Origin of the sequence: Vibrio sp. 10N (assembly GCF_036245475.1) — a bacterium.
Taxonomy (GTDB): domain Bacteria; phylum Pseudomonadota; class Gammaproteobacteria; order Enterobacterales; family Vibrionaceae; genus Vibrio.
On sequence record NZ_BTPM01000001.1, the window covers coordinates 3,043,890 to 3,060,528 of the forward strand.

Genomic DNA, 16,639 nt, shown 5'->3' on the forward strand with positions numbered 1-16,639 from the left:
CCGCTATTGTCGCAAAGCGATATAGTCTCTGCAAACGATTTACCGTCATTTTTTGGCATTTTCGCCGAATAATGTCGGCTGAATATGGCTCGCAGCGTTTAAAACAGGCAAACGTTTGGCTATATGTTAAAAGCAAAAATCGCTTGCTAATCGAACATTGATGACTAGAATAGACGTCTAGATGTAGATACACCTACTATATATCATTGAATTTATTACAAGTGAGTAATTAGACACTCGCTTAAAAACAGTAATTGGAGCTCTCATGGCTAAGCACCTGTTTACTTCTGAGTCAGTATCAGAAGGCCATCCAGATAAAATCGCAGACCAAATCTCTGACGCGGTTCTTGATGCAATCCTAGAACAAGATCCAAAAGCACGTGTTGCTTGTGAAACTTACGTTAAGACTGGCATGGTGATGGTGGGTGGTGAGATCACCACTTCAGCATGGGTAGACATCGAAGAGCTAACTCGTGAAACCGTTCGCGAAATCGGCTACGTGCACTCTGATATGGGTTTTGATGCGGACTCTTGTGCCGTTCTAAACACCATCGGTAAGCAGTCTCCAGATATCAACCAAGGTGTTGATAAAGCGGATCCTAAAGAGCAAGGCGCAGGCGACCAAGGCATCATGTTCGGTTACGCAACGAACGAAACTGACATCCTAATGCCAGCACCTATTACTTACTCTCACCGCCTTGTTCAAAAGCAAGCAGAAGTACGTAAAAACGGCACTCTACCTTGGCTACGTCCAGACGCTAAGTCTCAGGTAACGTTCCAATACGACCAAGGTAAGATCGTGGGTATCGATGCGGTTGTTCTTTCAACTCAGCACTGTGATTCAATCTCAACACCTGATCTGCGTGAAGCGGTAATGGAAGAGATCATCAAGCCAGTACTACCATCTGAGTGGATCAACAAAGAAACCAACTTCTTCATCAACCCAACCGGTCGTTTCGTAATCGGCGGTCCTATGGGTGACTGTGGTCTAACAGGTCGTAAGATCATCGTTGATACCTACGGCGGTGCAGCTCGTCACGGTGGCGGTGCATTCTCTGGTAAAGATCCATCAAAAGTTGACCGTTCTGCAGCATACGCAGCACGTTATGTAGCGAAGAACATCGTAGCGGCTGGTATGGCTGACCGTTGTGAGATCCAACTGTCTTACGCAATCGGTGTTGCGGATCCAACGTCTATCATGGTTGAGACATTTGGTACTGAAAAAGTTTCTCACGACATCATCGTAGAAGCGGTTCGTCAAAACTTCGACCTACGTCCATACGGTCTACAAGAGATGCTAAACCTGCTTCAGCCTATCTACAAAAAGACAGCAGCATACGGCCACTTCGGTCGCGAAGAATTCCCTTGGGAAGCGACAGATAAAGCAGCAATCCTACGTGAGTTTGCTGGTCTGTAATTACTCTTAGCCTGAGTTTTTACTCCAAAAAAGCCCTCAAAATTTTTTGAGGGCTTTTTTATTTTTTTAATCCTGTCTTTTCAAACACTTTGTTGCAAAAGTGTTAATTTCTTATCTTGTAGCTTGTATTTAATACCCTTCTGAAAATTGTGTTTTTCCCTAACACGGTCAATAGTTAGACAAAAGTGCCCTTGCGAATAGACCACTTTAAGAGTTTGTTCGTATGCAAAATAGAGCACTTAAGAGGGGAAGACGCTAACAACGGAAAATGGCTAGACACTACAGAAATAACTGTAAGTCTCACGCCCGACGTGTCCGTTAAAATTAGCGCCATGCCCTGAGAAAAACGAAGGCCAGTTTGTCAATCAGGGAGGACATATGCCTCGAACTGTTAATTCTGATGACTTCCAGAAGAAACATGAAGTCAGGGATCAAGATTACGCTAAAACCATTCCATGCAATCAACTCAGTGTGTCTGCGCCATTCCATTGGCTGGCGCTCGGGTTGCACGACCTCATTCGTATGCCAATCATCAGCGCGTTCTACGGGCTGTGTTTCACCGCTGCTGCCGTCGCTATCGTACTGTTAGTGCAGTGGCAGGGAACACACCTCGTCATAATGCCGAGTCTTGTGGTGTACATGTTGATCGGTCCGTTTCTCGCATTAGGACTTTATGACGCCGCATGGGAAAGAGAAAAAGGACATAAACCCAGCCTGTTCCACTCCATGAAGGCCATCGGGCGCAACTCCACTTCTCAATGGGCGTTTGCGGTACTTCTGGCCGTCGCGATGATCTTTTGGATGCGTATTGCTGCGCTGCTGCACGCACTCTACCCCTCAGTACAAGGTGCGCCGCTCACCGAGTTTGCTCCGTTCTTGATCACTGGTAGTGTGGTTGGTGCCGTTATTGCAGCGGTCATATTCTCCATCTCAGCGTTCTCTATTCCACTTATGATGGAACGTCGAGTCGACATTATGACCGCGGTATTCACTAGCTTTAACGCGGTGAAATCTAACGTACCAGCCATGATCGTTTGGGCACTGATCATCTGTGGCGGTATCTTGATCGGTTTTGCCACCTACGGCATAGGAATGATCGTGACGATGCCGATCCTTGGTTACGGCACATGGCACGCCTATCACGAGACCATCAAAAAGAAACACCACGTGTAACACGTTGGCATATTCAGCCAACCTCAGTAAAATGGCGCCCTATTTGGGCGCTTTTTTATTGTAGGTTATACCCCGTGGATGCTTCGCTTTCTGAGCAACTTCATTATCAAGCTATCAAGACGCTGTCTCGCTGCATAGAGCAAGCTCGTCAGTACTTTGAACGCAACTTCCCAGTCCCAGCCCTCAACTATCAGTTGCGTGGTAAGGCTGCGGGTAAAGCCTACCTGCAATCCTGGGAAATACGCCTCAATCCCGTTCTGTTTGTCGAAAACCAGCAAGACTTTATCGACGAAGTGATCCCTCATGAGGTTGCCCACTTGATCACTTATGCGCTATTTGGACGTGTGCGCCCACACGGCAAAGAGTGGCAGATGGTGATGAGCCAGGTATTTGGCATCGCGCCGAAAACCACGCACTCTTTGAATGTAAGCTCAGTACAAGGACGAACCTACGAGTATCGCTGTCAATGTGACACTTTTGCCGTCACGATTCGTCGCCATAATAAGGTGTTGCGCCAACAAGCCAGCTATCGCTGCCGGAAGTGCGGTGACACGATTGAATTCACTGGCAAGCAGCTGAGCTAATTACATGATCTAACTATCAATAGCTAAGGTCTTTTTTGCGAGTTACACTAGGTTATCTCAACCTTTTATAGACCTCACTATGATACGCCAGCTTTTCGTTTCGGCCTTCTTGTTGGCCGCCGCCCTCCCTATTGTCGCCCACAGTGCGCCGCCAAGTAGCTTTAGCAAAGCAAAAAAAGAAGCCGTCAAGATCTACGCTGATCACCCAATCAGTTTTTACTGTGGCTGTGATATTCAATGGCAAGGTAAAAAAGGCATACCCGATCTGTCAGCTTGTGGCTATCAAGTTCGCAAACAACAAAAGCGAGCCAGTCGTATCGAATGGGAGCATGTGGTACCGGCTTGGCAATTTGGCCACCAGCGACAGTGCTGGCAAGAAGGCGGACGCAAAAATTGCACCCGAAATGACAAGCAATTCAAACTCATGGAAGCCGACCTGCACAACCTAACGCCAGCGATCGGTGAAGTGAACGGTGACCGTTCCAACTACAACTTTTCACAATGGAATGGTATGGATGGGGTCAGCTATGGCCGCTGCGAGATGCAAGTCAACTTCAAGCAACGTAAAGTGATGCCCCCCGATCGCGCCCGTGGCTCAATTGCTCGTACCTACCTTTATATGAGCCAGCAATATGGCTTTAAGCTGTCGAAACAGCAGACGCAACTGATGAATGCCTGGAACAAAACCTACCCCGTTGATGCGTGGGAATGTACGCGAAACGAACGTATCAAGCGCATTCAAGGCAATGATAATCCGTTCGTGGCACAGGCATGTAAAAATCCCAGTTAATTCCTAAGCCAAGCCCTTGTAATTTCGAGGGCTGGCATCCATCTTATACCTCAATACTGTTTGTTGTTTGGAAATTGTTATGCGTATACCTCGACTCTATCACCCTGAAACGATTCAATCTTTGGGCACACTTGCGCTCAGTGATGATGCCGCAGGGCACATTGGCCGGGTATTACGCATGAAAGAAGGTCAAGAAGTACTGCTGTTTGACGGCAGTGGTCATGAGTTTCCAGCCACCATCACCAGCGTCGGCAAGAAAAACGTCGATGTAGAGATCCGCGAAAAAATCGCTGCCAGTATCGAGTCACCGCTCGACTTGCACCTCGGCCAAGTGATTTCTCGTGGCGACAAGATGGAATTCACCATTCAGAAATCGGTCGAACTGGGCGTCAACACCATCACGCCGCTTATCTCAGAACGTTGCGGTGTAAAACTCGATGCCAAACGTTTCGAGAAGAAGCTGCAGCAGTGGCAAAAAATCGCAATCAGTGCCTGTGAGCAGTGTGGTCGTAACACGATTCCAGTCATCCGTCCGATCATGTCACTTGAAGAGTGGTGTGCCGAACCATCTGATGCGCTCAAACTCAACCTTCACCCAAGAGCCAAATACTCAATTAATACCTTGCCAGAGCCAGTGCAAAAGGTTCGTCTACTTATCGGCCCTGAAGGCGGTTTGTCAGCGCAAGAGATTGAAATGACGGAACAATATCAATTCGAAGAAACCCTGCTTGGTCCTCGTGTACTTAGAACAGAAACAGCCGCGCTTACGGCGATCACGGCACTTCAAGTACGCTTTGGCGATTTAGGTTAACGGGAGAAAAAAATGCTTAAACTCGGTATCGTGATGGATCCTATTTCATCCATCAACATCAAGAAAGACTCTAGCTTTGCAATGATGCTCGAAGCACAGCGTCGTGGTTATGAAATCCACTACATGGAAATGAATGACCTGCACCTAGATCAAGGCACTGCCGTTGCCGACACAAAAGTCGTGAAACTCAAAGAAGATCCAAACGGCTGGTACGAATTTACCTCAGAGCAAACCATTGAGCTGTCTGAGCTTGACGCTGTTCTGATGCGTAAAGATCCTCCGTTCGACACCGAATACATCTACGCGACCTACATCCTAGAGCGTGCAGAAGAGAAAGGGACACTCATCGTTAACAAGCCTCAGAGCCTGCGTGACTGTAACGAAAAGCTATTCACTGCGTGGTTCCCAGAACTGACACCCACGACTATTGTGACGCGCAAAGCCGAGAAGATTAAGCAGTTCCGTGACCAACATGGTGATGTGATCCTAAAACCACTCGATGGTATGGGAGGCGCATCCATTTTCCGTGTTAAGCAAGATGATCCAAACGTATCTGTAATCATCGAAACGCTGACCAATCACGGCCAAAACTATGCGATGGCACAAACGTTCGTTCCTGATATCAGTAACGGTGACAAGCGTATTCTTGTCGTCGATGGCGAACCAATGCCGTACTGTCTAGCTCGTATTCCAGCTAAGGGGGAAACCCGTGGTAACTTAGCAGCTGGCGGCCGCGGTGAAGCACGTCCCTTAAGTGAGACAGACAAGCAAATAGCTGAGGCTGTGGCTCCCACTTTGAAAGAGAAAGGCTTAATCTTTGTAGGACTGGATGTTATTGGTGACAAACTAACAGAAATCAACGTGACCAGCCCAACGTGTATTCGTGAAATCGAAGCCGCCTTTGACATCTCTATTACCGGCAAGCTAATGGACGCTATCGAGCGTCGTTTAGGCAAGTAGCCAATAGTAGATAGGGAGAAACGGGTATGAACTTAGCCAATCACTTTCTCGTTGCCATGCCAGGGATGAAAGATCCCTACTTTCAGCGCAGCGTGATTTACGTGTGTGAGCACAACGAAGAGGGCGCCATGGGTATCATGATCAGCACCCCAATCGATGTCACCGTAGCTAACATGCTTAAGCAAGTACAAGTTGAGCTCCCTATTGCTTCGCAAACAACACATAGCAAAAGTCTCGACGAGCCCGTTTTAAATGGTGGGCCGGTGTCTGAAGATCGCGGTTTTATCTTGCATAACCCAAAAGACAAATATCAATCGAGTATTCAGATCACCGATCGGCTCTCGGTTACGACCTCAAAAGATATTTTGGCGGTTTTGGGGACCGATGCCCAGCCAGATAACTATATCGTCGCCTTAGGTTACTCCGGTTGGAGTGCTGGGCAGCTGGAAACCGAACTGGCGGAAAACTCTTGGCTTACCATAGAAGCAGACCCAAGCGTCATCTTTGACACTCCGGTGGAAGAGCGTTGGAGCAGTGCGGTAGGTATGTTAGGGTTTGACATCGCACAGCTCTCGGCGGATGTCGGTCACGCTTAGACCACAATCCGTGCCGCCAGCCCGTTTCTTTGCACAAACATAGCCTTCACAAATAGAGAACTTATGACATCCAGAACCATCGTTGCTTTCGATTACGGAACTAAGAGTATTGGTAGTGCTATAGGCCAAGAGGTCACTGGCACAGCAAGTCCACTAAAAGCCTTCAAGGCCAAAGACGGTATCCCCAACTGGGATGACATCGAAGCCACATTAAAAGAATGGCAACCCGATCTCATTGTTGTAGGTCTGCCAACGGATGTGCGTGGCAAAGCGCTTGATGAAATCACCGCTCGTGCCAAGAAATTTGCTAACCGCGTACACGGTCGTTTCGGTTACCAAGTAGAAATGCACGATGAAAGACTGTCTACCGCCGAGGCTCGATCGGAATTATTTGAGATGGGTGGTTATAAGGCATTATCAAAAGGCAATGTCGACTGCCAATCTGCCGTGGTTATTTTAGAAAGCTGGTTTGAAGCCCAGTGGGCGTAAACGTTAAAGCATAAAAAAAGATGGCAATCGCCATCTTTTTTATTTCCGCTAACTCGCGCAATGGACTCTATTAGTCTACTTTCAGCTCTTGCAACATAGCCTCAGGCAAGGCCAGTTCGTCATTCTTATTCACTTGAATGCCCGCTTCGATGATCTTCTCAGCGATCGCTTTTGCTTCATCCAGAGAGTGCATCGCAGCCGTACCACACTGGTACTCATTCAACTCTGGGATCTTGTTCTGGCTTTCCACTTTTAGCACGTCTTGCATTGCACTCAACCATGCGTCCGCCACTTGCTGCTCAGATGGCGTACCAATCAAGCTCATGTAAAAGCCAGTACGGCAACCCATTGGAGAAATATCAATGATCTCTACTGACTCACCATTTAAGTGGGCACGCATAAATCCAGCATATAGGTGCTCTAGCGTATGAATGCCGCGCTCAGACAAGATGTCTTTGTTCGGAATGGTGAAACGCAAGTCGAATACCGTAATGGTATCGCCCTTAGGGGTTTGCATCGTTTTGGCAACACGTACCGCAGGTGCCTGCATTTTAGTGTGGTCTACCGTGAAGCTATCCAGTAGTGGCATGATTGTTCTCCTTGTTGTGGCTCGTCACCTATTTTTGGTGGCGAGCACAATGACTGTATCGTGATTGTAAGTGGCGCTACCTTTAGGTGCAACTCTAGTCGGCAAACTCAGTACGCTCTGGAGATAGATACGCAAAGTAGTCCGCCAAGAAATCGTCAAAGTTAACGCTATCCGAAGACTCAATATCTAACTGAGCCGTTACAGAGCGAGACGCTTCATCTTCCATCATCTGTGCCGAGTAAGCTTTATAGTCGTGAGAAAGGTTCTTTTGGCGATACTCTTTCCCAAGCTCACAACCCACTTTTCCTAGACCACCGAGTTGTTTGGTTTTCTCCAGTAGCTGACCAGAGATCGAAAGCTCGGGGTTTTCATTCCACATCGCAAGCTTGTCGCATACTGCAGCATATTCATCACCGCCATGTGCAGCGTCCATATGTTTAGCAATATCGCGAAGATCGGTAAGAACACGTTTAACCCAAGATTGACTGTCTAACACCTCACCGTGACAACCGATTTGCAGTTGTAGCCCGACTTGACGTCCCTCAACGATCACCTTATTCCAGTTCTCTCGCCAGCATTCTAACTCGCAATTGTCCATTGGCTCGGAATCTTTGAGTGCACACCAAGTTAGGAATAGATCGAGGAAGCGAATTTGCTCCGCAGTAATCCCAATTGGGCTGAATGGGTTAACATCCAGTGAACGCACCTCAATGTATTCAACACCACCACGGGAGAGCGCCTCTGACGGTTTTTCGCCACTTTTCGCCACACGCTTTGGCCTGATAGGAGCGTACAGTTCATTTTCAATCTGCAGAACGTAATCATTGAGCTGACGGTATTCACCATCCACTTTAACGCCAATCTTGGCAAAGTCTTGCGATGGGGTATGAATGGCTTGATTTAATCCATCCAGATATTGCTCTAGACCATTAAAGCCAATTCTTAATGCACTCTGCGCGCTATTGGTATAGCCAAGATCACTCAATCGTAATGACGTTGCTTTTGGTAGGTATAAGGTTCCACCCACTTTTTCAAACGGCAACTTGGTGTCTTTACCTTGCAAAAATGATGAACAGATAGCTGGTGATGCACCAAAGAAATAGGGGATCAGCCAACCAAAGCGATAATAGTTACGAATCAAACCAAAGTACGCGTCCGACTTCGCATCTTGGCGTGTTTTCTCATCTTGATCGCCATACAGGGCATCCCAGAACGACTCTGGGAATGAGAAGTTAAAATGCACACCAGAAATAATCTGCATCAAGCTGCCATAGCGATGCTTAAGACCCTGACGGTAAAGCGTCTTCATGCGACCGGAGTTGGATGTACCGTACTGAGCCAACGCAATGTCGTCTTCTGAGCCCACATAACAAGGCATAGAAAGCGGCCAGAGCTTTTCGTCACCGAGTTTGGTTTGCGTGAAATGATGAATATCGGATAACTGATTAATCAGCGTGTCGACATCACGTGATACTGGCGTTATGAATTCCAGTAGCGACTCAGAGAAGTCCGTGGTGATGTATTCATTAGTGAAGGCTGACCCTAACGACTTAGGGTGAGGCGTTGTCGCCAATCGACCATCGTCGGTGTAACGCAGCGATTCCCGCTCCACTCCGCGTCCGAACTCTTTGAATACGGCCTGATGTTTAGCAACTTGATCCAGTCGCTGAGCAAATTTAGTCACAATGCGATTCGCTTATAGTTTGTTATTCCAATTGAAAAACGGATACATTAGCGAACACTATGTAAGGTGTTCGCTAAATCACCTATTCCCACTATATGGTCATGTTACTGAGAGATTTCAAGCTCTGTAATTGGAATATTCAGTTTCTCTAACTGTGGCTTCAAACGCTTAGCATCGCCAACCACTATCAATTGGTATTGGCTAGGGTCAAACCACTTCGTCGCCAGCGCATTCAGCGTCGATTTATCAACGGTGGCAACTATGTCATTGCGCTGCTTCAGGTAATCCTTATCCAAACTATAGGTTAAAATCGACGAGAGCAGACTGGCTTTTTGACTTGGTGTTTCATACGTCAATGCATCTTGCTGCCCAACGGCAAGGCGCATAAATGCCAGTTCCTCGTCCGTCATACCATTCTCGCTGTAGTTCTTCAGTTCTGCGATCATCTCTTCAAGTGAGGCTAGCGTCGCATCAGCACGTACCTGAGCGCTAAACACAATCGCACCCACTTCTCGGTTACTGGCAAAGTAGCCACTTGCGCCATAGGTATAGCCTTTATCTTCCCTTAGGTTCTGGTTGATACGGCTATTAAAGTTACCTGCCAAGTTAAAGTTCGCTAGGCGGCTTAGGTAGAGCTCACCGGTAGCATCAAACGGCAAACCTTGACGCACCATACGAACAATACTTTGCGGTGCTGAAGGCTTGTCTACCAGATAGATTTTCTGCCCCGATAAAGAAGGGATCACCTCCGGATCAATCAGCGGCGCTGCTTCGCCGCGCCATAGTGACCAAAACGCTAGCTGATCAGTAATTTGCTTCTTAGAGATATCCCCCACCACGACAATTTGTGCGCCTTGTGGTGTGTAGTGCTCGCGATAAAACGCTTTAACGTCATCCAAGGTAATCGATGAAATTGAGGCATTGCTGCCGTCGGAAGAGCGGCCAAATACGCTGTCGCCATAAAGCACATCACGGGTTGCTTGCGACGCCATCCAACTTGGTTTTTGGTGTTGATAAACCAGACCTTCAAGCGTTTGTGCTTTAAGGCGCTCGAAGTCTTCTTGCTTCATTGCTGGGTTAAATAGCATGTCTTCAAGAAGAGTGAGGGTTTGCGGTAGATTTCGCTCCAGCGCAGACACAGAAACACGCGTGGTATAAGCCCCTTCGCTAAATCCGATCTGACTGCCCAAACGATCAAGTTCGGCTTGTAGCTGTTCAACCGTGCGAGTTGTCGTGCCCTCTTCCATCATAGAAGCGGTTAGCCCTGCGAGTCCTTCTTTACCTTTTGGCACATAACGACTGCCTGCTGGTAGTTGCAAATGGATCTCCACCGTTGGCGTTTCAGACGTTTCAGTACCTAGCAGTTCACTGCCATTATCAAAGTACATCTCGTAAAGCTCTGGCATTTTCGCACTTACAGCCTCCGCCACTTCTGGCATCACACTGCGATCAAAGCTGTCTACTGGACGACGGAAATCAAGATCCGCTTCAGTCACCTCTTTATACTCTGGCAGCGTGCGCGCTGGCGTTACGAATGTTGCAGGTTGCACTGCGATGTCAGTGCGCCCTTTCGGCACTACACTGAGTGTGACCTTATGCTTGTCTTCGATAAACGTTTGGTAGGCCGCACTTACCGCCTCAGGAGTGACTGCACGAATTCGTTCTAGTGTTTGCTCAATACGATCGGGCTTGCCATAGAAGGTTTCATTCGCAGCCAACTGGGTAACCTTACCTTTAACACTTTCTAACGCATACACGGCACCAGCTTCAGAAAGACCGTTGATTTGCTGTAAACGCTCTTCACTGATGCCTTGCTTTTCAAACTCATCCAAGGTTGCGAGTAAGTCATTGTAAAGCGACTTTAGGCCGTCTTTATCGGTGGATGCGCCCATCGCATACACATAAAAGTTACAAGCAAGCTCGTTACAATCGCTGAATGCACCTGCATCGAGTGCTTTTTGGGGTTTAATCAACTTTTGATACAACAAACCATTGGTACCGCCACCAATGGCGTCCGCCATGGCATCGAGCACCACTTGGTCGTCCGCACCGCGATAACTGGTCGTTGGCCAACCGATCACCACCATTGGCTGACGAATACGATCCTCTAGAGTGATATAGCGATCTTCTGGCAATACTGCTGGCTGCTTAGGGGCTTTTTCAACGCTTGGGCCCTCAGGGATGGTGCCAAAGTATTTATGGATCCACTCTAAGGTTTGCGCTTTATCGATGTCGCCACCAATGGTCAATACCGCATTATTTGGCCCATACCAGCGCAGGAAGAAGGCTTTCAAATCGTTGACGTTCACACGATCAAGATCCTCAACATAACCAATTGGCTGCCAAGAATACGGGTGACCTTCTGGGAACATGGCTTCGCCCATGCGCTCCCAAATCAGGCCATAAGGGCGATTATCAAAGTTCTGTGCACGCTCGTTTTTCACCGTATCACGCTGAATTTCGAATTTGCGCTGCGAGACCGCTCCCAGTAAGAAACCCATGCGATCGGCTTCCAGCCATAGCATCTTCTCTAACTGGTTCGAGGGTACTGTTTCAAAGTAGTTGGTTCGATCTCTGGTCGTCGTACCATTAAGGGTGCCGCCCGCTTCGGTAATGATCTTAAAGTGCTGCTGGTCGCCAACATGCTCAGAGCCTTGGAACATCATATGTTCAAAGAAGTGAGCGAAACCCGATTTACCAATTTCTTCACGCGCCGAGCCAACATGATAGGTCACGTCTACGTGCACCAAAGGATCTGAATCATCGGGCGCTAAGATCACCGTTAGGCCATTATCCAACTTGTACTTAGAGTACGGGATCATCACCCTATAGGGATCGGCTTTCATTTCCTCAACCAGAGTAATACCGGGAGGAAGTGCACCCGCTGTCTGAGTCGAAACGTCGCTGTTACTGCAACCGTAAACAAAAACGACCGACAGCAAGCCGAGCCAGATCTTTCTCATAAGAGCTCCTTAAAGATCGAGAAAACTAGAAGAATCCATAGAAGACGGCTGTCAACGCGATATAACGTAACGCCTTGCCTATGGCTATCAAAATAACGCAGGGAAGAAATTTCATTCTTAGCCAACCGGCCGCTAAACAGAGCGGGTCGCCAATCACGGGCAACCAACTGAACAACAAGCTCCAGTAACCATATTTTTGCAGCCAAGCTATGGCTTTATGACCGTGCTTCTCGTTTTGAGTTCGATTTGGTAGCCAAATACCTATCCAATAGTTAGTCAGGCCGCCTAACGTGTTACCTATCGTAGCGACAAATATTACCCATACGGGCGAGTACTGCTGCAGGCTCAGTGTTGCGACTAATCCTGCTTCTGAGCCGCCGGGAAGAAGCGTGGCACTTAAAAATCCTGAGATAAAAAGAACAGCGAGAGCGGAGTCGGCGAACCAAGACTCCGCGAGATATTGAGAGAATGTTTCTAACATTGCATATTAAGAAGTACTTTACCGCGCGTACGGCTGGTTTCGACTTGCTGATGAGCCTCAACCACTTGTTGATAAGGGTAAACATGCTGGATTTCTGTTTTCAGCAATCCAACACCCACCATATAAAGTAAGGTTTCCATTTGTTTGGTGTCTGGCGATACCAACATACCACTGGCTTCAAAACCCAGCAGTTTAGCCTTCTCACACACCAGCTCCGCGGTAATCGTCGGAATCGTGACGACACGAGCATTGTCTTTCAGGCACTTCAATGCATCTAAAGCGGTATCACCACCAACAAGATCGATAAGAACATCAACGTCACTCAAACGCTCGGATGCTGGAGCGAACTCATAGTTGATGGCGTGAGCTCCCAAAGTAGCGAGGTAATCTAAGTTACGTTCACTGCAAGTGGTGTAAACTTCGGCTTTCGCTGCGACCGCGATTTGTACTGCAATGTGGCCAACACCGCCAGCGCCAGCCAGAATGAGCACACGCTCACCTTCTTGAACTTGAGCTTTATTGATAGCTTGTGCCGCAGTTTGTCCAGCTAAAGGCAAAGCTGCTGCTGCTTCAAGCGCAACAGAGTTGGGAACCGGAGTAAGCTCCGTTTCAGGGACACACACATACTGGCTATAGCCGCCACCACGCACAGGGAAACCGATAAAGCCCACGACCTCTTCGCCAACCTCAAACTGCTCCGCGCCCTCGCCCAATCCTTCAATCGTACCTGCAATATCATAGCCAGGAACCCAAGGAAGATTATCTTTATTCTCAGCGGCTGCCCAGCCAAGTCCTGCACGAGTTTTAACATCAATCGGATTAATTCCCGAGTACGCCACTTTCACTAACACTTCTCCAGCCTGTGGCTGTGGGACTTCGATTTCCTGAAACGCTAAAACTTCTGCGGCACCAAACTCTGGAATCACGACCTGTTTACACTTCATTGCAGCTTCCTCTTCCTGATTGAGACTTCATAGTAACGATTTCCGTCCATGAGTCTAGATTAACTTTTCATCGTTCAATAGCAAGTATGTAACAATTTCAATCACTTTAGCAGCAAGTGCGAATCACTGCGTTTGCAGGTCCTTGGTACAAACACAACAAAAAGGGAAGCTTACGCTTCCCTTTTTAATAATCCGTGTTGAACTCGCCGTTAACCAACCAGCGCCAACAAAATACCGGCTGCCACCGCAGAGCCCAAAACGCCAGCGACGTTTGGCCCCATTGCGTGCATCAGCAGGAAGTTTTGTGGGTTCGCTTGCAAACCAACTTTGTTCACCACACGTGCTGCCATTGGCACTGCAGAAACCCCTGCCGCACCAATCAATGGGTTGATGTCTTCTTTTGAGTACTTATTAAGAAGCTTCGCCATCATGACACCCGCACCAGTACCGATACTGAACGCTACTGCACCCAATGCCAAAATACCCAGCGTTTCAAAGTTCAAGAACTGATCTGCCTGAAGCTTAGAGCCAACACCTAGGCCTAAGAAAATCGTGACGATGTTGATAAGCTCATTTTGCGCAGTTTTTGACAGGCGATCGACCACGCCCGCTTCACGCATTAAGTTACCCAAACAGAACATACCGACAAGTGGTGTGGCTGATGGCAGGAACAAAATTGTCATCAACAGTACCGCAAGTGGGAACAGAACTTTCTCCCCTTTGCTTACGTGACGAAGCTGAGCCATCTTGATGGTACGCTCTTCAGGTGTCGTCAGTGCCTTCATAATTGGTGGTTGGATGATCGGCACCAAAGCCATGTAGCTATAAGCGGCAACGGCAATCGCACCCAGTAAGTCAGGTGAGAGACGACTTGCCAAGAAGATAGCCGTCGGGCCATCGGCACCACCAATGATGGCGATGGACGCCGCGTCTTGCATCGAGAATTCCATACCCGGTACATAGTTCAACAAAATCGCACCAAACAAGGTAGCAAAAATACCAAACTGCGCTGCTGCGCCGAGCCATAAGGTTTTCGGGTTAGCAATCAAGGCACCAAAGTCCGTCATTGCCCCTACGCCCATAAAGATAAGCAGTGGAAATACCCCCGACTCAATACCAATATAGTAAACGTAGTAAAGCAAACCACCTGGTTCAGTGAAGCCTGCATTGGGGATATTCGCTAGGATCGCACCAAAGCCGATAGGCAATAGCAGCAATGGCTCGAAACCCTTGCGAATCGCTAAGAACAACAAGATGCATCCGACCAAGATCATACAGATCTGGCCGAATTCAAAGTTAGCGATCCCTGTTTCTGACCATAAGATCATCAATCCTTCCATGGTACTCCCTTACGCTAAGCTAACGAGAGGTGCGCCAACGACAACAGCATCACCTTCTTTCACGTGTACATCTTGAACCACGCCGCTTTGCGCTGCGCGAACTTCGGTTTCCATCTTCATCGCTTCTAGAATAAGCAGCACGTCGCCTTCTTGAACTTGCGCGCCAGACGCTACGTTCACTTTGAAGATATTACCCGCAAGTGGTGCCGCTACTGCTTCAACATTGGTCGCTGCAGGCGCTGGTGCTGCCGCCGCTGATGAAGCTTGAGCTGGCGTTACAGACGTCAGTTCGCCTTTAGGGCCAACTTCAACATCATAAACCTGACCATCCACTTTCACGCTGTAAGCTTCGATACCCTGAGCTGATGCCGCAGGAGCCGCTACTGGCGCCGCAGGTTTCGCTTCTTCTTTGCCCGGTGCTGGTTCAAATGCATCTGGGTTGTGACGATTTTTCAGGAACTTAAGACCAACTTGTGGGAAAAGTGCGTAAGTAAGAACGTCATCCACTGTGTCTTCCGCTAGAGAAATGCCATCCGCTTTCGCTTTTTGTAGCAAGTCGTCTGTAAGAGTATGCAGCTCAGCTTCCAGTAAATCCGCAGGGCGACAAGTGATTGCTTCACCGCCATCGAGTACCTTAGCTTGCAGCTCAGCGTTCACTTCTGCTGGTGCTTTACCGTATTCGCCTTTTAGTACACCCGCCGTTTCTTTGGTAATGCTCTTATAGCGCTCACCAGTAAGTACGTTGATCACCGCCTGAGTACCGACAATCTGAGAGGTCGGCGTAACGAGAGGGATAAAGCCTAGATCTTCACGCACGCGTGGGATCTCTTCTAGAACTTCATCAATGCGATCGGCCGCACCTTGCTCTTTGAGCTGACCTTCCATGTTAGTCAGCATGCCGCCTGGTACCTGAGCAATCAGGATACGAGAATCAACACCCTTGAGCTGGCCTTCCCATTTCGCGTACTTCTTACGTACTTCACGGAAGTAAGCGGCGATAGGCTCAATCTGTTCAAGTTTCAGGTTCGTATCACGCTCGGTGCCTTGCAGCATAGCAACCACGGTTTCTGTAGGCGTGTGGCCGTAGGTTTGGCTCATTGAAGAAATAGCGGTATCCAGAATATCCACACCCGCTTCGACTGCTTTTACAGCTGTAGCCGTAGAAAGACCCGTTGTCGCGTGGCAGTGCAGCGCTAGTGGCACTTCACACGACGCTTTAATACGTGAGATTAGCTCTTCCGCTTCGTATGGCTTAAGTAGGCCAGACATATCTTTAATACATAGCGAGTGACAGCCTAAATCTTCAAGGCGTTTTGCTAGGTCAACCCAAGTATCGGTATTGTGAACCGGGCTTGTGGTGTACGACAGTGTCCCTTGAGCATGCGCGCCGACATCAACCGCAGCTTTCACCGCTTTTTCGAAGTTACGCACGTCGTTCATCGCATCAAAAATACGGAACACATCCATACCATTAGCATGAGCACGCTCAACAAACTTCTCGACTACGTCATCCGCGTAGTGACGGTAGCCCAATAGGTTTTGACCACGAAGCAACATTTGCATTGGCGTATTCGGCATGGCTTTTTTCAGCTCACGCAAGCGCTCCCAAGGATCCTCCCCTAAGAAACGAATACACGCGTCAAAGGTTGCTCCCCCCCACGTTTCCAAAGACCAGTAGCCAACTTTGTCGAGCTCTGCGGCAATCGGCAACATATCTTCAATACGCATGCGTGTTGCAAACAGAGACTGGTGGGCGTCACGAAGTACCACGTCCGTGATAGCGAGTGGTTTAGACATGCTCATAAACTCCTTTTTAAA

General features: G+C 48.3%; 15 protein-coding genes. 8 read left to right on the top strand and 7 right to left on the bottom strand.

The annotated features are described in order from the left end of the window. Positions 1–265 precede the first annotated feature (265 nt). From metK to ruvX, 8 genes are all read left to right on the top strand, one after another. The gene (metK, locus tag AAA946_RS14115; RefSeq protein WP_112478573.1) at positions 266–1,417 is read left to right on the top strand and encodes a methionine adenosyltransferase; all 1,152 of its coding nucleotides are present in this window, start codon (positions 266–268) and stop codon (positions 1,415–1,417) included. A gap of 378 nt (positions 1,418–1,795) precedes the next feature. Next, positions 1,796–2,590: a DUF2189 domain-containing protein gene (locus AAA946_RS14120; RefSeq protein ID WP_338165399.1), complete on the top strand. Its 795-nt coding sequence runs from the start codon at positions 1,796–1,798 to the stop codon at positions 2,588–2,590. Positions 2,591–2,664: 74 nt separating this feature from the next. Next, the gene (locus tag AAA946_RS14125) at positions 2,665–3,174 is read left to right on the top strand and encodes a SprT family zinc-dependent metalloprotease (RefSeq protein WP_338165400.1); all 510 of its coding nucleotides are present in this window, start codon (positions 2,665–2,667) and stop codon (positions 3,172–3,174) included. Between the two features lie 82 nt (positions 3,175–3,256). Further along, positions 3,257–3,964: a deoxyribonuclease I gene (gene endA / locus AAA946_RS14130; protein WP_338165846.1), complete on the top strand. Its 708-nt coding sequence runs from the start codon at positions 3,257–3,259 to the stop codon at positions 3,962–3,964. Positions 3,965–4,043: 79 nt separating this feature from the next. After that, positions 4,044–4,775: a 16S rRNA (uracil(1498)-N(3))-methyltransferase gene (rsmE, locus tag AAA946_RS14135; protein WP_338165401.1), complete on the top strand. Its 732-nt coding sequence runs from the start codon at positions 4,044–4,046 to the stop codon at positions 4,773–4,775. A 12-nt stretch (positions 4,776–4,787) separates the two neighbouring features. Next, positions 4,788–5,735: a glutathione synthase gene (gene gshB / locus AAA946_RS14140; protein ID WP_112460255.1), complete on the top strand. Its 948-nt coding sequence runs from the start codon at positions 4,788–4,790 to the stop codon at positions 5,733–5,735. 26 nt (positions 5,736–5,761) lie between these two features. Continuing rightward, entirely contained in the window at positions 5,762–6,331 is a 570-nt protein-coding gene (locus tag AAA946_RS14145; RefSeq protein ID WP_338165402.1) for a YqgE/AlgH family protein, read from the top strand. A gap of 63 nt (positions 6,332–6,394) precedes the next feature. Further along, positions 6,395–6,820: a Holliday junction resolvase RuvX gene (gene ruvX / locus AAA946_RS14150; protein ID WP_338165403.1), complete on the top strand. Its 426-nt coding sequence runs from the start codon at positions 6,395–6,397 to the stop codon at positions 6,818–6,820. 70 nt (positions 6,821–6,890) lie between these two features. Here the strand turns inward: ruvX and luxS are convergent, their stop codons facing one another. From luxS to oadA, 7 genes are all read right to left on the bottom strand, one after another. Next, complete coding sequence (gene luxS, locus AAA946_RS14155) at positions 6,891–7,409, bottom strand: S-ribosylhomocysteine lyase (protein ID WP_338165404.1); 519 nt, start codon at positions 7,407–7,409, stop codon at positions 6,891–6,893. Positions 7,410–7,503: 94 nt separating this feature from the next. After that, the gene (gene gshA, locus AAA946_RS14160) at positions 7,504–9,093 is read right to left on the bottom strand and encodes a glutamate--cysteine ligase (protein ID WP_338165405.1); all 1,590 of its coding nucleotides are present in this window, start codon (positions 9,091–9,093) and stop codon (positions 7,504–7,506) included. A gap of 104 nt (positions 9,094–9,197) precedes the next feature. Then, positions 9,198–12,056, bottom strand: coding sequence for a M16 family metallopeptidase (locus AAA946_RS14165; RefSeq protein ID WP_338165406.1), 2,859 nt, complete (start codon positions 12,054–12,056; stop codon positions 9,198–9,200). 25 nt (positions 12,057–12,081) lie between these two features. After that, the gene (locus AAA946_RS14170; protein ID WP_338165407.1) at positions 12,082–12,537 is read right to left on the bottom strand and encodes a YqaA family protein; all 456 of its coding nucleotides are present in this window, start codon (positions 12,535–12,537) and stop codon (positions 12,082–12,084) included. Then, complete coding sequence (locus tag AAA946_RS14175) at positions 12,531–13,481, bottom strand: NADP-dependent oxidoreductase (protein WP_338165408.1); 951 nt, start codon at positions 13,479–13,481, stop codon at positions 12,531–12,533. The genes AAA946_RS14170 and AAA946_RS14175 overlap by 7 nt, the downstream gene beginning before the upstream one ends. A 209-nt stretch (positions 13,482–13,690) precedes the next feature. After that, the gene (locus AAA946_RS14180; RefSeq protein WP_338165409.1) at positions 13,691–14,821 is read right to left on the bottom strand and encodes a sodium ion-translocating decarboxylase subunit beta; all 1,131 of its coding nucleotides are present in this window, start codon (positions 14,819–14,821) and stop codon (positions 13,691–13,693) included. Positions 14,822–14,830: 9 nt separating this feature from the next. Beyond that, positions 14,831–16,618: a sodium-extruding oxaloacetate decarboxylase subunit alpha gene (oadA, locus tag AAA946_RS14185; RefSeq protein ID WP_338165410.1), complete on the bottom strand. Its 1,788-nt coding sequence runs from the start codon at positions 16,616–16,618 to the stop codon at positions 14,831–14,833. Between the last annotated feature and the right edge of the window lie 21 nt (positions 16,619–16,639).

What these genes read in the sequence shown, in the direction of transcription:
- metK (WP_112478573.1), top strand. Translation starts at nt 266, where the DNA reads ATGGCTAAGCACCTGTTTACTTCTGAGTCAGTATCAGAAGGCCATCCA.
- AAA946_RS14120 (WP_338165399.1), top strand. Translation starts at nt 1,796, where the DNA reads ATGCCTCGAACTGTTAATTCTGATGACTTCCAGAAGAAACATGAAGTC.
- rsmE (WP_338165401.1), top strand. Translation starts at nt 4,044, where the DNA reads ATGCGTATACCTCGACTCTATCACCCTGAAACGATTCAATCTTTGGGC.
- gshB (WP_112460255.1), top strand. Translation starts at nt 4,788, where the DNA reads ATGCTTAAACTCGGTATCGTGATGGATCCTATTTCATCCATCAACATC.
- AAA946_RS14145 (WP_338165402.1), top strand. Translation starts at nt 5,762, where the DNA reads ATGAACTTAGCCAATCACTTTCTCGTTGCCATGCCAGGGATGAAAGAT.
- ruvX (WP_338165403.1), top strand. Translation starts at nt 6,395, where the DNA reads ATGACATCCAGAACCATCGTTGCTTTCGATTACGGAACTAAGAGTATT.
- luxS (WP_338165404.1), bottom strand. Translation starts at nt 7,409, where the DNA reads ATGCCACTACTGGATAGCTTCACGGTAGACCACACTAAAATGCAGGCA.
- AAA946_RS14165 (WP_338165406.1), bottom strand. Translation starts at nt 12,056, where the DNA reads ATGAGAAAGATCTGGCTCGGCTTGCTGTCGGTCGTTTTTGTTTACGGT.
- AAA946_RS14170 (WP_338165407.1), bottom strand. Translation starts at nt 12,537, where the DNA reads ATGTTAGAAACATTCTCTCAATATCTCGCGGAGTCTTGGTTCGCCGAC.
- AAA946_RS14175 (WP_338165408.1), bottom strand. Translation starts at nt 13,481, where the DNA reads ATGAAGTGTAAACAGGTCGTGATTCCAGAGTTTGGTGCCGCAGAAGTT.
- AAA946_RS14180 (WP_338165409.1), bottom strand. Translation starts at nt 14,821, where the DNA reads ATGGAAGGATTGATGATCTTATGGTCAGAAACAGGGATCGCTAACTTT.
- oadA (WP_338165410.1), bottom strand. Translation starts at nt 16,618, where the DNA reads ATGTCTAAACCACTCGCTATCACGGACGTGGTACTTCGTGACGCCCAC.